General features: G+C 58.4%; 11 protein-coding genes. 7 read left to right on the forward strand and 4 right to left on the reverse strand.

Features of this window, described 5'->3' with window-relative positions:
- Window positions 1–1,350, reverse strand: a complete 1,350-nt coding sequence (gene hemN, locus ACZ5A6_RS06300) for an oxygen-independent coproporphyrinogen III oxidase (protein WP_112524490.1) — start codon at window positions 1,348–1,350, stop codon at window positions 1–3.
- Between the two features lie 212 nt (window positions 1,351–1,562).
- On the opposite strand from hemN, the gene fnrN reads away from it, so the two are divergent.
- Window positions 1,563–2,288, forward strand: coding sequence for a transcriptional regulator FnrN (fnrN, locus tag ACZ5A6_RS06305; RefSeq protein ID WP_003515395.1), 726 nt, complete (start codon window positions 1,563–1,565; stop codon window positions 2,286–2,288).
- Window positions 2,289–2,672: 384 nt separating this feature from the next.
- Here the strand turns inward: fnrN and ACZ5A6_RS06310 are convergent, their stop codons facing one another.
- Window positions 2,673–3,095: a hypothetical protein gene (locus ACZ5A6_RS06310; protein WP_003515396.1), complete on the reverse strand. Its 423-nt coding sequence runs from the start codon at window positions 3,093–3,095 to the stop codon at window positions 2,673–2,675.
- Between the two features lie 138 nt (window positions 3,096–3,233).
- Between ACZ5A6_RS06310 and ACZ5A6_RS06315 the strand changes: the two genes are divergently transcribed.
- From ACZ5A6_RS06315 to ACZ5A6_RS06340, 6 genes are all read left to right on the forward strand, one after another.
- A complete protein-coding gene (locus ACZ5A6_RS06315) occupies window positions 3,234–5,093 on the forward strand; it encodes a class I poly(R)-hydroxyalkanoic acid synthase (protein ID WP_174061358.1) in 1,860 nt (619 codons plus the stop codon).
- Between the two features lie 29 nt (window positions 5,094–5,122).
- Window positions 5,123–5,842: a DNA/RNA nuclease SfsA gene (sfsA, locus tag ACZ5A6_RS06320; RefSeq protein ID WP_464111063.1), complete on the forward strand. Its 720-nt coding sequence runs from the start codon at window positions 5,123–5,125 to the stop codon at window positions 5,840–5,842.
- A gap of 31 nt (window positions 5,843–5,873) precedes the next feature.
- Window positions 5,874–6,707 (forward strand): type I methionyl aminopeptidase, encoded by an 834-nt coding sequence (map, locus tag ACZ5A6_RS06325; RefSeq protein ID WP_025593534.1) that lies wholly within the window; start codon window positions 5,874–5,876, stop codon window positions 6,705–6,707.
- A gap of 12 nt (window positions 6,708–6,719) precedes the next feature.
- Window positions 6,720–7,565 (forward strand): RadC family protein, encoded by an 846-nt coding sequence (gene radC, locus ACZ5A6_RS06330; protein WP_464111064.1) that lies wholly within the window; start codon window positions 6,720–6,722, stop codon window positions 7,563–7,565.
- Window positions 7,566–7,711: 146 nt separating this feature from the next.
- A complete protein-coding gene (locus tag ACZ5A6_RS06335) occupies window positions 7,712–8,134 on the forward strand; it encodes a TadE/TadG family type IV pilus assembly protein (protein WP_013636212.1) in 423 nt (140 codons plus the stop codon).
- A gap of 1 nt (window position 8,135) precedes the next feature.
- The gene (locus ACZ5A6_RS06340; protein WP_019566217.1) at window positions 8,136–9,875 is read left to right on the forward strand and encodes a TadG family pilus assembly protein; all 1,740 of its coding nucleotides are present in this window, start codon (window positions 8,136–8,138) and stop codon (window positions 9,873–9,875) included.
- Window positions 9,876–9,942: 67 nt separating this feature from the next.
- Here the strand turns inward: ACZ5A6_RS06340 and ACZ5A6_RS06345 are convergent, their stop codons facing one another.
- Together ACZ5A6_RS06345 and gor are read right to left on the reverse strand one after the other, a co-directional pair.
- Window positions 9,943–11,319, reverse strand: a complete 1,377-nt coding sequence (locus ACZ5A6_RS06345; RefSeq protein WP_003515403.1) for a class II 3-deoxy-7-phosphoheptulonate synthase — start codon at window positions 11,317–11,319, stop codon at window positions 9,943–9,945.
- A gap of 250 nt (window positions 11,320–11,569) precedes the next feature.
- A complete protein-coding gene (gor, locus tag ACZ5A6_RS06350) occupies window positions 11,570–12,958 on the reverse strand; it encodes a glutathione-disulfide reductase (protein ID WP_174061360.1) in 1,389 nt (462 codons plus the stop codon).
- Between the last annotated feature and the right edge of the window lie 152 nt (window positions 12,959–13,110).

Consider the following 13,110-nt stretch of genomic DNA (forward strand, 5'->3'; position numbering starts at 1 on the left):
CTAAACAGCAACCGAATGACGGCCGCGTCCGCTGCCGAGATAGGCGTCGAAGGTTGCCGCGATATGACGGACAAAGGGTTTTCCCGCCTCCGTCACGGCAAAAACATCGCCATCCATCCGCACCACACCGTCCCTGTCGCCGCCAGCGAAGAGCTGCGCCTCCATGCTGACAGAATGGCTGGCCCTGCCGAAACGCCGCTTCAAATCGCCCAGATCGAGCGAAAAATTGCACATCAGCCGCTCGATGACATAGGAGCGCAGGTGATCGTCCTCGGACAATTCTATTCCCTTTAGAACCGCGAAACCACCCTCGCCCACCATCCGCTGATATTCCCCCGTCGCCACCATGTTCTGCACGTAGCCCTGGGGCAACCGGCCGATCGCGGATGCACCAAGCCCGATCAGGGCATCAGCCGTGTCAGTGGTGTAGCCCTGAAAATTCCGCCGCAGCTCCCCCGTCTCGACCGCGCGGCTCAGAGTGTCGGCGGGCTTGGCGAAGTGATCGATCCCGATTGCCCTGTAACCCGCCTTGCCGAGCATCTCCGCCGCCATCGTCATCTGGCGGTAGCGCTCGGCAATATCTGGCAATGCCTCCTCAGGGATCAGCGACTGGTGTTTTTTCATCCACGGAACATGCGCATAACCGAACAGCGCGATCCGGTCGGGGTCGAGTGAGATGATCTGGTCAACCGTCTGTTGCAATGTCTCGCAGGTCTGGAACGGCAGGCCATAGAGAATGTCGCAATTAACCGAGTGAACGCCCCTTGCCCGCACGGCATCTACCACCGATTCCGTCTGCTCGAAGGTCTGAATCCGGTTGATGGTTTTTTGTACTTTGTCATCAAAGTCCTGCACACCGAGGCTCGCGCGCGTCATGCCGATGACGGCAAGCGCGTCATAACGACTTTCGTCAAGATCGTTCGGGTCCATTTCCACGCTGATTTCAGGCGCCAGACCAAAGGTGAAATGGCGTCTTAGACAGTCCATCAGGCCCACCATGTCTTCAGGCCTCAGCATAGTGGGAGAACCGCCGCCAAAATGCACCGCGCTGACCACTGCATCGGGGGAAACAAGCGAGCCGACGGCTTCTATCTCCCGCCTAAGTGCCTCAAGATAAACGGCAATCGGCTCGTATTTCAGCGTGTGCTTGGTGTGGCAGGCACAGAACCAGCACAGCCGGTCGCAATAGGGAATATGCAGGTAAAGCGATATCCGGTTCCGGTGGCCAAGCTCGCCGAGCCAGCGGCGATAGGTGCCATTATCGATTCCCTCGTGAAAGTGCGGCGCGGTAGGATAGCTCGTGTAACGCGGCACGGCGCCCGAATATTTGCGAAGAAGTTCGGTATTCATCCCCGGATTTGCCTTTTATCAAGAAAATGTCGATTTCCTCCCCTTCAGTAACGGCTGCGACAGTTTGCAACTTTGACTTCAATCAAATTGCACCTTAAGTTCTTGCTAAAGTAGACGCGGGGGCGACGACTACGCGGCGCAAGCCTTCGAAAAGACCGGATTTTACACCTGCGGTCGCATTCAGCCCTTAAAGCCAGCATCGGAAAAGGCTGATGGACACGCTACAGAAGACCATCCACAATTCGGAATATCCCGTCGTATGCCGCTCCTGCGAGGCGCGTCACGGTGGTCTTTGCAGCACGTTGACGCCGCAGCAGCTCTGCGACCTCAACCGTCATTCCAGCCGTAAGAAGCTGGAAGCGGGCAACGAGCTGCTTGCCCAGGGGGAGCTCGTCAGCTCCTACGGCAACATTCTCAACGGCGTGGTGAAGCTCTCGAAGATGATGTCGGATGGCCGCCAGCAGATCGTCGGCCTGCAATTTGCACCGGATTTTCTCGGCCGCCCGTTCATGGCGGAAAGCAAGATGACGGCGGAAGCCGCAACCGATGTGGAAATCTGCCTGTTCCCGCGCCGCATCGTCGACCGCATGGTTTCCGAAGTGCCGGATATGGAACGTAAGCTTCACAGCCAGTCTCTGAAGGAACTGGATGAGGCGCGCGACTGGATGCTGACACTTGGCCGAAAATCGGCGCAGGAAAAGGTTGCCAGCTTCCTTTATATGATCGCCACGCATATCGATCCGGAAAAGGACGATAAATCAACGTTCGACCTGCCGCTATCGCGCGCAGATATAGCCGATTTCCTTGGTCTCACCATCGAAACAGTTAGCCGGCAAATGACTAAGCTGCGCAAGGAAGGCACGATCAGCATCGAGAACAACCGTCATATTACAGTGCCGGACCTCGATATGCTCAGCGAAGCCGCCGGAAACGACTGACCGGCGTTTTTCAACTTTTCATCGTCCCTGCGGCGCTGACGTTCCGATGTTGATGTACGGCGCCCGCGCCTGCGCGGGTGCGAGCGCAAAACCGGCAAGAACCAGCAAAGCAGCGATGCATCTCATGATATTTCACCCTGTCTACCGCTTTTTCAGCGGCCTGTTTGTTATGACCGCATCATAAGCGGCAAAGCGCATCCATCCGCTTAACATCTTCAGTAAGCAGATGGTTCAAAGGCAGGGTAAATAAGGGGTTATGAGAGCGGCTTGGTACAGAATGAAGCACAAGGATTGCCGTTATCCTCGGCCTTGTGCCGAGCGAATCCTGAGATTCACAGGTTGTCGATTCTCGGTAAAGGCCCCAGAACGACGAACGGAAGAACCTCACTGCGTAACAGGCGTCGCAACCGGCTTCTGGTTTTCGCCAAGCGCCCGCAATTCCGCGACTCGGCGTTTGTATTCAGCTTCCGAAATCTGGCCGTTGCGGCGTGCAGCACCGAGGCGCGACAGGTTCGATTCCATTTTGGACGCTTCATCATCCCCCATCTGGCTGCCGGCAGCGGTAATTGGCGCTGAAAAGCTTGGATAGGTGCCGGTATCGCGTCTCTGGCTCACCACATTGTCGCTGACGGGGCGCGGGCCGACGATTTGGGCTTGCGGGTGGGGCATATGGGCCGGTGCGACGATCGGTGCCGGGGTCTTGCAGGCGGCAAGTACTGTAACGAGCATGGCGCCGGAAAGCGAAAGAAGGGCGATCCTTCCAGCGTTTTCCGCAAATCTTCCCCATGTACCCATGTGCTTGCCCATCGTCATGTTCCGCCTGTAAGGATATCGCCGATATCGAATTCGACTGCGGTTCGGCTCTTCGTGGCCTCCCCTTGCTGGTGGAACTTGTATTCGTTTTCATGCAGAATGTGCAAACACAAATTTGGTGGAGGACAGCGCATGGCAGGTGTTGACGGCGGGGCAGAGAAAAAGGGTGGCAAAATGCCCGGTTTCGACGCCACATCCGCCGAGGCTTACCTGATCCGCGACCCGGAAGCCTTTGCGGTCAACATCGCCCGCGCGCTGGAAAATCTCGGCAAAGCCGCGTCCGAATGGCTGGCGCCCCGCGAACGCGGTGAAATCCCGCAGACCAGCGCCGATCCGATGACCGACATCGTCAAGACGCTCTCCGATGTCGCCGAATACTGGATGGCAGAACCGAAGCGTTCACTCGAAGCGCAGACCCACCTGCTTTCCAGCTATTTCGATCTGTGGACAAAATCCGTGGCGCAGTTTTCGGAAGATGCCGATTCCCGCTCGGAAAAGGCCGCACAGACCGGCCCGGCAGAGCGAAAGAACAGGCGTTTTGCCGACGCGGACTGGCAGGCCAATCCATTTTTCGATTTTCTCCTCAAAGCCTATCAGACCACCGTCGGTTTTGCCGACCGGATGGTTATGGAAGCCGAAGGGCTGGACGAGCACACCCGCACCAAGGCGTTGTTTTACATGCGCCAGGTGACGGAAGCCCTCTCGCCGGCCAACTTCGTCTTCACCAATCCGCAGGTCTTCCGCGAGACGGTCGCGTCCAGCGGGGCCAATCTCGTCAAGGGCATGGCACAGCTTGCCGAAGATGTCGCGGCCGGCCACGGCCATCTGAAACTGCGCCAGACCGATTACAGCAAATTCGTCATCGGCCAGAACATCGCCATCACATCAGGCAAGGTGGTTGCCAAAAGCCCGCTCTGCGAGATCATCCATTACGCGCCGACGACGAAAAAGGCCTTCAAACGGCCGCTGCTCATCGTGCCGCCATGGATCAACAAATTTTATATCCTCGATCTCAACCCACAGAAATCCTTCGTTAAATGGTGTCTCGATCAGGGTCACAGCGTGTTCATGGTCTCGTGGATCAACCCGGACGCCAGGCTGGCCGACAAGGGTTGGGAGGACTATATTCGCGAAGGTATCGATTTCGCCCTCGACACGATCGAGGAGCAAACCGACGAAAAAGAGATCAACGCCATCGGCTATTGCGTCGGCGGCACGCTTTTGTCTTCGGCCCTGGCATTGCATGCGCAGGAAGGCAATGAGCGCATTCGCAGCGCCACACTTCTCGCCGCCCAGACGGATTTCATCCATGCGGGCGACCTCAAGGTCTTCATCGATGAAGGCCAGCTCGCCGCGCTCGACAGGCACATGCAGGCCGTCGGTTATCTCGATGGCTCGATCATGGCCACAGTCTTCAACATGCTGCGCGCCTCCGATCTTATCTGGCCCTATATGGTCGATAATTATCTGCGCGGCACGGAACCCCTGCCCTTCGATCTCCTCTACTGGAATTCCGATTCGACCCGGGTGACCGCTGCCTGCCATTCCTTCTATCTGCGCAATTGTTATCTCGACAACAATCTCGCTCGCGGGCTGATGCGCGTGGCGGACAAACGGATCAACCTCGGCGACATAAAAATCCCCGTCTATGATCTCGCAACCCGCGAGGACCATATCGCGCCAGCGAAATCGGTCTTCACGGGGGCGGCACTGTTCGGCGGCCCCGTGGAATTCGTGCTCGGCGCTTCCGGCCACATAGCCGGTGTGGTCAATCCGCCGCAATCCGAAAAATACCAATATTGGACAGGCGCATCACCATCCGGAGACTTCGATGCCTGGCAGGCCGCAGCCACGGCCCACAAGGGATCATGGTGGGTGCACTGGCAAAACTGGATCGAAAGCCAGAATGGCGAGAAGGTAAAGGCAAGGGCGCCGGGAGACGGCAAGCGACCAGTGCTCGGCGATGCCCCCGGAACCTACGTTCTGTCCTGACCAGCCCCACCTCTCACCTTTCAGGCCACATGCTCTTCACGCCCCCACTCGTTCCCGCCACGCTGATCGCCCGCTACAAGCGTTTCCTCTTCGACGCCGTTCTGGAGGACGGCACGGCGATTACAGGCTCCTGCCCCAATACCGGCTCCATGCGCGGATTGACCACGCCCGGCTCGCGTATCTGGATGTCCGAGCATGACAGCCCAACCCGCAAGTACCGGCATATGCTGGAAATGGTCGAGGCCGATGGCACCGTGGTCGGCATCAATACCGGCATGCCGAACCGGCTGGCGGAAGAAGCGATCCTCAATGGCCGCATCCCGCAGCTTGCCGGCTATTCGACGATCCGGCCCGAGCAGAAATACGGCCGCAATTCCCGCATCGATTTCCTGCTTTCCGAAATTGGGCGGCCGGATGCCTATGTGGAAGTAAAGAACGTTCATTTCATGCGCGAAAAAGGTCTGGCCGAATTCCCTGATACCGCCACCAAACGCGGCGCCAAACATCTGGAGGAGCTGGGCGACGCAGCGGAGGCCGGTCACCGCGCGGTGATGCTCTATCTCATTCAGCGCAACGATTGCGACCAGATGCGCATCTGCGACGATCTGGATCCGGTCTATGCGCTGGCGTTTCAGCGGGCCATGTCGCGCGGCGTGGAGGCCTATGCGGTGAAATGCGACGTTTCCCCGGCACAAATTTCAGTCACGGGAACGGTTAAGATGGACGAATGGCGTCCGGCTGTTTTATGAACAGGGACGTAAAGAGACAGAAAGCACTATGATGGTCACCTATATCGACGCAGCCTCCGCCCCCCTCAAAAATACCGGCGTCATCCGCCTTTATACGCCTGAGGATTTCGACGGGATGCGCAAGGCGTGCCAGCTGACGGCGCGTTGCCTCGACGAACTGGCGGCAATCGTCAAGCCGGGTGTGACGACTGACGCCATCGACCGTTTCGTCTTCGAGTTCGGCGCCGACCATGGCGCTTTGCCGGCAACACTGAATTACCGCGGTTATACCAAGTCCGTCTGCACCTCTATCAACCATGTGGTCTGCCACGGCATTCCGGACGCAAAGCCGCTGCGCGAAGGCGAAATCGTCAATATCGACGTGACCTATATTCTGGACGGCTGGCACGGCGATTCGAGCCGCATGTATCCGGTTGGCACGATCAAGCGTGCAGCTGAACGTCTGATGGAAGTGACCTATGAATGCCTGATGCTCGGCATCGCGGCAGTGAAACCGGGTGCGCGCACCGGCGCGATCGGCGCGGCTATTCAGGCCTATGCCGAGGCGGAACGCTGCTCGGTGGTGCGTGATTTCTGCGGCCACGGCGTTGGACGCCTGTTCCACGACACCCCCAATATCCTGCACTACGGCCGCCCGGACGAAGGCCCGGAGATTCGCGAGGGAATGATCTTCACCATCGAACCGATGATCAACCTCGGCAAGCCGCATGTGAAGGTACTTTCCGATGGCTGGACGGCAGTAACGCGCGACCGCTCCCTTTCCGCGCAATACGAACATGCGGTCGGCGTAACCGCGACCGGTTGCGAAATCTTTACACTGTCGCCGGGCGGCTTTGACCGTCCGGGCCTGCCGCCACTCGCATAAGGCCAGACCGCCATGGCAAAACGCCCTGCCCCGCCTTCCGCCGATCTTCCATCGACCTCCGGCTTTCAGGCGGGAAACGGCGATCTGTTCGACGGAACGGATGAGCGCGGCTTCTTTGCCGAACCGCGAAGTGCGGTGAAGAAGACCTCGGAACACCCCGCAGCCATTGCGGAGCCGGAAGCGGAGATCGCACACTATCACGGCCATAGGGACAGGCTGCGGGCGCGTTATCGCGACGGCGGCGATACTGCCCTTGCCGATTACGAACTGCTGGAGCTTCTGCTTTTCCGGCTGATACCGAGGCGTGATACCAAACCCATCGCCAAGGCGTTGATAGCCCGCTTTGGTACTCTTGGCGGGGTGCTTGGCGCGCCGCTGCCGCTGTTGCAGGAGGTGAAGGGCGTGGGTGAGGCCGTGGCGCTCGATCTGAAGCTCGTCGCCTCCGTTTCCCAGCGCATGCTGAAGGGCGAAATCCGCAACAAGCAGATTCTCGGCTCCTGGTCTTCGGTCATCGACTATTGCCATGCCGCCATGGCCCATGAAACCCGCGAACAATTCCGCATCCTGTTCCTCGACAAGCGCAACGTCCTGATCGCCGACGAGGTGCAGGGTCAGGGAACCGTGGACCACACGCCGGTTTACCCGCGCGAAGTGGTGCGCCGCGCCCTCGAACTTTCCTCTACAGCTTTGATTTTAATAAATAATCATCCGAGTGGAGACCCTACCCCCTCGCGTGCCGATATCGAGATGACCAAAACCATCATCGATACGGCAAAGCCGCTGGGGATAGCGGTGCACGACCACATCATCATCGGCAAAGACGGCCACGCCAGCTTCAAAGGGCTTCGGCTGATCTGAAATCCATGGGTATCAACGCGAAGGCTTTTCCCGGCCTGCAACCCATAAGAGCGACATCAATACAAAATTAACACCTATAAATTAGCATTTCCGAAAATAAGAATAAAGGCATCTGACTTTGGTGCCTGAAGAAACGGGGGTGCTTTATGCGTAATGGAGTGCATTTCCTTCGTGATCGATCCGGCTCGTCCGCTGTCGAGTTCGCCATCGTCGCGCCGATTTTCTTTCTCGTCCTGCTGACCATGATTGCCTACGGTATCTACCTGATGGCCGCCTATTCTGTGCAGCAGATCGCCGCCGACGCGGCAAGGACGGCAGTTGCCGGACTGAATACGACCGAGCGCCAGCAGCTGGCCCGTGATTTCGTCACCAAAAGTGACCTCAGCTACGCCTTCATGGACAAGAAGCGTTTCACGGTCAATGTCGCCACCGATCCCGCCAATGCCAACCAGTTCACGGTCAAGGTGGAATATGACGCCCGTGATCTGCCGATCTGGAGCCTCTACAGCTACACCCTGCCCGAGCCGGTCATCCGGCGGTTTTCCACAATCCGGATCGGAGGAGCATGACATGCAAAATATCTCTTCTTTGCTTCCCCGTTTCCTGAAGGATAGCACAGGCAACATCGCCATCTCGGCCGGGCTTACCGCACCGCTTTTCATCGGCATATTGGCGCTTGGCGTCGATTATGGCTATCTGACCCTGCAGAAGCGGCAATTGCAGCAGACCGCCGATCTTGCGGCCATATCAGCGGCGGCCAATGCCGCTGATCCCGAAAAGGCGGTCCAGCAATATTTCGCCCTCAACGGCATGAATCTCGGGGTCAAGACACCGAATGGCCTCTTGACCGTGGACGGTCTTCAACCTTTCGACCCCTTGAACGAATTTGCCAAGAGCAACGGTTATGCCGAAGTCGTCAAAGGTCACTATGAGCCGGACGCGACCCTGCCTGTCGGCCAGCGTTTCGTCGAAAATGCACTTCCCACCAATGCGATGAAAGTGAATATCGTCGAAAAGGGCCAGATATTCTTTGCCTCCGCCTTCACAACGCCGCCCAAGATTTCCGCGGCCGGAACGGCCTCATCCCAAAAGATCGCGGCATTTTCGGTGGGCTCGCGACTGGCGAGCCTCGATGAAGGCATTTTGAACAGCCTACTCGGCGGCCTGCTCGGCACCACGGTCTCGCTCAAGGTTATGGATTACCAGGCGCTTGTGGCTGCAGATGTCAACGCGCTGCATGTCGTCGAAGCGCTGGCTGTCGATCTCAACCTGACAGCCGGCACCTACAAGGATGTCCTGAAGACGGAAATCACCTACGGCAAATTCCTGGACGCGCTGACGAAGACCACCGGCCTGCAGCCGGCTGTGGCCAACATTCTGAAGACGCTGGCAAAAACCGCTAACAAGAGCAACATCAAGCTCAAGCTTGAAGAAATCCTCAATCTCGGCCCGTTCTCGGACAAGCTGATCGGTAGCGGCGAAAACCTCAAGGTCACCGCAGGCGTCTTCGATCTTCTCAACGCCGCTGCCGTGGCAGGCAATGGCGGCAACCAGCTGGCGCTCAACCTCAACGCCAATCTTCTCGGTCTCGCATCGGTCAAGACGACGCTCGCCATCGGTGAGCCACCCGTCGAAACGCCGTCGCTTGCCGTCGGCGGCCAGGGCACGGTGGTGCGCACCGCACAAACCCGTCTGGCGGTCAGTGTCGTGGTTGACGGGCTTCAGGCGATTGCCGGTCTGAAGGTCAACATTCCGCTCTATGTGGAAGTCGCCCATGCCGAAGCGCGGCTCGCCGACATTCGCTGCACGGGCGGCGGACAGGGTACGGTCGATGTCGAAGTCGTTCCCGGCGTCGCAGAAATCGCGCTTGGCAATGTCGATACCACGGCCTTTGCCAATTTCGGCAAGGATCCGCGCGTCACCAAGACCGCGATCGTGGATTCGGCCCTGCTTGCCATCAATGGCAGCGCCCTCATCAATGCCACGAACATGACGAAGACCAAGCTGACCTTCACCCAGTCGGATATCACCCAGGCCAAGATCAAGAGTGTTTCCACCAAGGATACCGTTACCACTCTTGTCAGTTCACTGCTGAAAAACCTCAATCTGGATATCAGGCTTCTCTTCCTCAACATCGATCTGGGAGGTCTGGCGGGCATCCAGTCAGCGCTTGCCAACACGCTCGCGGCAGTCACGGCGCCCGTGGATCAGCTGCTCTACAACGTGCTGCTGGTACTCGGCGTCAAGATCGGCGAAGCCGATGTGCGCGTCACCGACGTTCGCTGCCAGCAGCCGGCACTCGTCCAGTAATCAGGCCGACAACCATAAAAAAAGCCGCCGGCAGTATCCGGCGGCTTTTTTGTTTTATCTGCCTCTGTCAGGCAGTAGCAATTGCCAGACGCTTCTCGTCCCGGCCGCTCTTCATGCGCTCGGACAGAAGGAAAGCCAGCTCCAGTGCCTGATCGGCGTTGAGACGCGGATCGCAATGGGTGTGGTAACGATCCGACAGCGAATCCGCCGTCACGGCGCGGGCGCCGCCGGTGCACTCGGTCACGTCCTTGCCGGTCATCTCGATGTGGATGCCGCCCGGATGTGTGCCTTCGGCACGGTGGATCTGGAAGAAGCTTTCGACTTCCGACAGGATGCGCTCGAACGGACGCGTCTTGTAGTGGTTGAGCGTGATGGTGTTGCCATGCATCGGATCGCACGACCAGACGACCTTGCGGCCCTCTTTCTCCACGGCACGGATGAGCTTCGGTAGGCTGTCGGCAACCTTGTCGTGGCCGAAACGGCAGATCAGCGTCAGACGACCTGCCTCGTTTGCAGGGTTCAGCGCGTCGATCAGCTCGATCAGATTATCAGGCGTCAGCGACGGTCCGCACTTCAGGCCGATCGGGTTCTTGATGCCGCGGAAATATTCCACGTGCGCATGGTCGAGCTGACGCGTGCGGTCGCCGATCCAGATCATGTGGCCAGACGTGGCATACCAGTCGCCGGAGGTCGAATCGACGCGGGTCAGCGCCTCTTCGTAACCGAGCAGCAGAGCCTCGTGGCTGGTGAAGAAATCGGTTTCGCGCAGGCTAGGGTTGTTTTCTGCGCTGATGCCGATTGCCTGCATGAAGTTCATGGTCTCGGAAATCCGGTCAGCCAGCTTGCGGTAACGATCCGCCTGCGGGCTGTCCTTGATGAAGCCGAGCATCCACTGGTGAACGTTTTCAAGGTTGGCGTAGCCGCCCATTGCGAAAGCGCGCAGCAGGTTAAGCGTCGCCGCCGACTGGCGGTACGCGTCGAGCTGACGCTCGGGGTTCGGCACACGCGAGGTCTCATTGAACTCGATGCCGTTGATGATGTCGCCGCGGTAGGACGGCAGCGTCACGCCATCGAGCACTTCCACGTTCGAAGAGCGAGGCTTGGCGAACTGACCGGCAATACGACCGACCTTCACCACCGGCAGCTGCGCACCATAGGTCAGGACGACAGCCATCTGCAGGAAAGCGCGGAAGAAGTCGCGGATATTATCCGCGCCATGCTCGAGGAAGCTTTCGGCGCAATCGCCACCCTGCAACAGAAAGGCGTTGCCGTCTGCCACATTGGCAAGCTGCTTTTTCAGGCGGCGGGCTTCACCGGCAAAAACGAGCGGCGGATAGGTCGCAAGTGTGGCTTCCGTCGCCGCAAGCGCTGCCGCGTCAGGATATTCGGGAACCTGCTGGATCGGTTTCTGCCGCCAACTGCCGGGTGTCCAATTCTGTGCCATGTCCTTACCCTTTTCTCGCCCGCGCATTTGTGCACGACCGCCTCGAAAAATTGAGCGGCTTATAGCTCCAAGCACAGGCTTTGCATAGCCGATGTCAGGGCCATAGGGCCCATTCCGCCCGTTTTGGGCGTTTAACGTGCATAAAAGTCAATTCAAACGATTTAATAAACCCGCCACCACCCGGAAAACAATGGTTTTCAAGTGGTGGCGAGCAAAGCGGAGACTTGATCAGGTCGCGCAAGCGACGGCGTTACACGCGCTCGCCGTTCACCACGCGGTAGCTTGGCGAATACATCGTCACCAGTTCCTCGGCCGCTGTCGGATGAACCGCCATGGTGCGATCGAAATCGTCCTTGGTGCATCCGGCCTTCAGCGTGATGCCGAGAAGCTGCGCCATTTCGCCTGCCTCGTGGCCGAGAATATGCGCGCCGACGACCTTACGGTCGGCGGCATTGACGATCAGCTTCATGATCGTCTTTTCCTGACGCCCGGACAGCGTTGCCTTCATCGGACGGAACTGCGCGCGATAGACTTCCAGTTCCGGGTATTTCTTGCCCGCTTCCTCTTCAGAAAGTCCAACCGTGCCGATTTCCGGCTGCGAGAACACCGCAGTGGCAATAAGCTCGTGGTCCGGCTTGGTCGGGTTGTTCTTGTACTCGGTTTCGATGAAGCACATGGCCTCGTGGATCGCCACCGGCGTCAGCTGTACCCGATCGGTGACGTCGCCCAGTGCGAAGATACCAGGAACGTTCGTGCGCGAATACTCATCGACGATGATCGCGCCGCGCGCATCCACCTTCACACCGGCATTTTGAAGGCCTAGACCATGCGTATTCGGATCGCGACCGAGCGCCAGCATCACCAGGCCGACATGCAGCGAGTTGCCCTGCTTCGTCCGTGCCACAAAGCCGCCCGCACCTTCCTTGCTCACTTCCTGAATGACGTCTTCAAGAATGATACGAATGCCCTTGGCTTCCATCGCTTCATGAAGGCCCTTGCGCATATCGTGATCGAAGCGCGAAAGGATTTCCCTGCCGCGATAGATCAGCGTCGTTTCGACACCGAGTCCGTGGAAGATATTGGCGAATTCCACGGCGATGTAACCACCGCCAGCGATCAGGATCGATTTCGGCAGCTCTTCCAGGTCGAAAGCCTCGTTGGAGGAGATCGTCAGCTCGTGGCCGGGCAGCGCCTTGTGTTCGTTCGGCGTACCGCCAACGGCAATCACGATACGCTCGGCCGTGAAGGTCTCACCAGTCTTCGTCAGCTTCACGGTATGCGCATCGACAAGCTCTGCACGGCTGTCGAAAATATCGGCCTTGGCGTTATCCAGACCCTTGCGGTACAGCCCTTCGAGACGGGTGATTTCCCTGTCTTTCGCTTCGATCAGTTTTTTCCAGTCGAAACGACGCTCGCCAACGCTCCAGCCGAAACCTTCGGCATCCTCGAAATGCTCCGGAAATTGCGAGGCATAAACGAACAGCTTCTTCGGCACGCAACCACGGATGACGCAGGTTCCGCCGTAACGGTATTCCTCGGCAATTCCCACACGCTTGCCGAGTGAGGCGGCAACGCGAGCGCTGCGCACCCCGCCCGAGCCGCCACCGATAACGAAAAGATCGTAGTCATAAGCTGTCATAGTCAAAACCCCTGATCAAAACCACGTGCCATCGGCCTCAAGGCGGGCTGTGGCGTATTCATGGCACATATAGGTGCTGCGACGCACAAATGAAAAGCCCGACCTTACGGCCGGGCTTTGAATATTTCTGAACGTGAGCTTTGGGACCCGAC

The organism is Agrobacterium sp. 6Ca8 (assembly GCF_055382765.1).

What these genes read in the sequence shown, in the direction of transcription:
- ACZ5A6_RS06315 (WP_174061358.1), top strand. Translation starts at nt 3,234, where the DNA reads ATGGCAGGTGTTGACGGCGGGGCAGAGAAAAAGGGTGGCAAAATGCCC.
- map (WP_025593534.1), top strand. Translation starts at nt 5,874, where the DNA reads ATGGTCACCTATATCGACGCAGCCTCCGCCCCCCTCAAAAATACCGGC.
- gor (WP_174061360.1), bottom strand. Translation starts at nt 12,958, where the DNA reads ATGACAGCTTATGACTACGATCTTTTCGTTATCGGTGGCGGCTCGGGC.
- ACZ5A6_RS06310 (WP_003515396.1), bottom strand. Translation starts at nt 3,095, where the DNA reads ATGGGCAAGCACATGGGTACATGGGGAAGATTTGCGGAAAACGCTGGA.
- ACZ5A6_RS06345 (WP_003515403.1), bottom strand. Translation starts at nt 11,319, where the DNA reads ATGGCACAGAATTGGACACCCGGCAGTTGGCGGCAGAAACCGATCCAG.
- ACZ5A6_RS06335 (WP_013636212.1), top strand. Translation starts at nt 7,712, where the DNA reads ATGCGTAATGGAGTGCATTTCCTTCGTGATCGATCCGGCTCGTCCGCT.
- radC (WP_464111064.1), top strand. Translation starts at nt 6,720, where the DNA reads ATGGCAAAACGCCCTGCCCCGCCTTCCGCCGATCTTCCATCGACCTCC.
- sfsA (WP_464111063.1), top strand. Translation starts at nt 5,123, where the DNA reads ATGCTCTTCACGCCCCCACTCGTTCCCGCCACGCTGATCGCCCGCTAC.
- hemN (WP_112524490.1), bottom strand. Translation starts at nt 1,350, where the DNA reads ATGAATACCGAACTTCTTCGCAAATATTCGGGCGCCGTGCCGCGTTAC.
- fnrN (WP_003515395.1), top strand. Translation starts at nt 1,563, where the DNA reads ATGGACACGCTACAGAAGACCATCCACAATTCGGAATATCCCGTCGTA.
- ACZ5A6_RS06340 (WP_019566217.1), top strand. Translation starts at nt 8,136, where the DNA reads ATGCAAAATATCTCTTCTTTGCTTCCCCGTTTCCTGAAGGATAGCACA.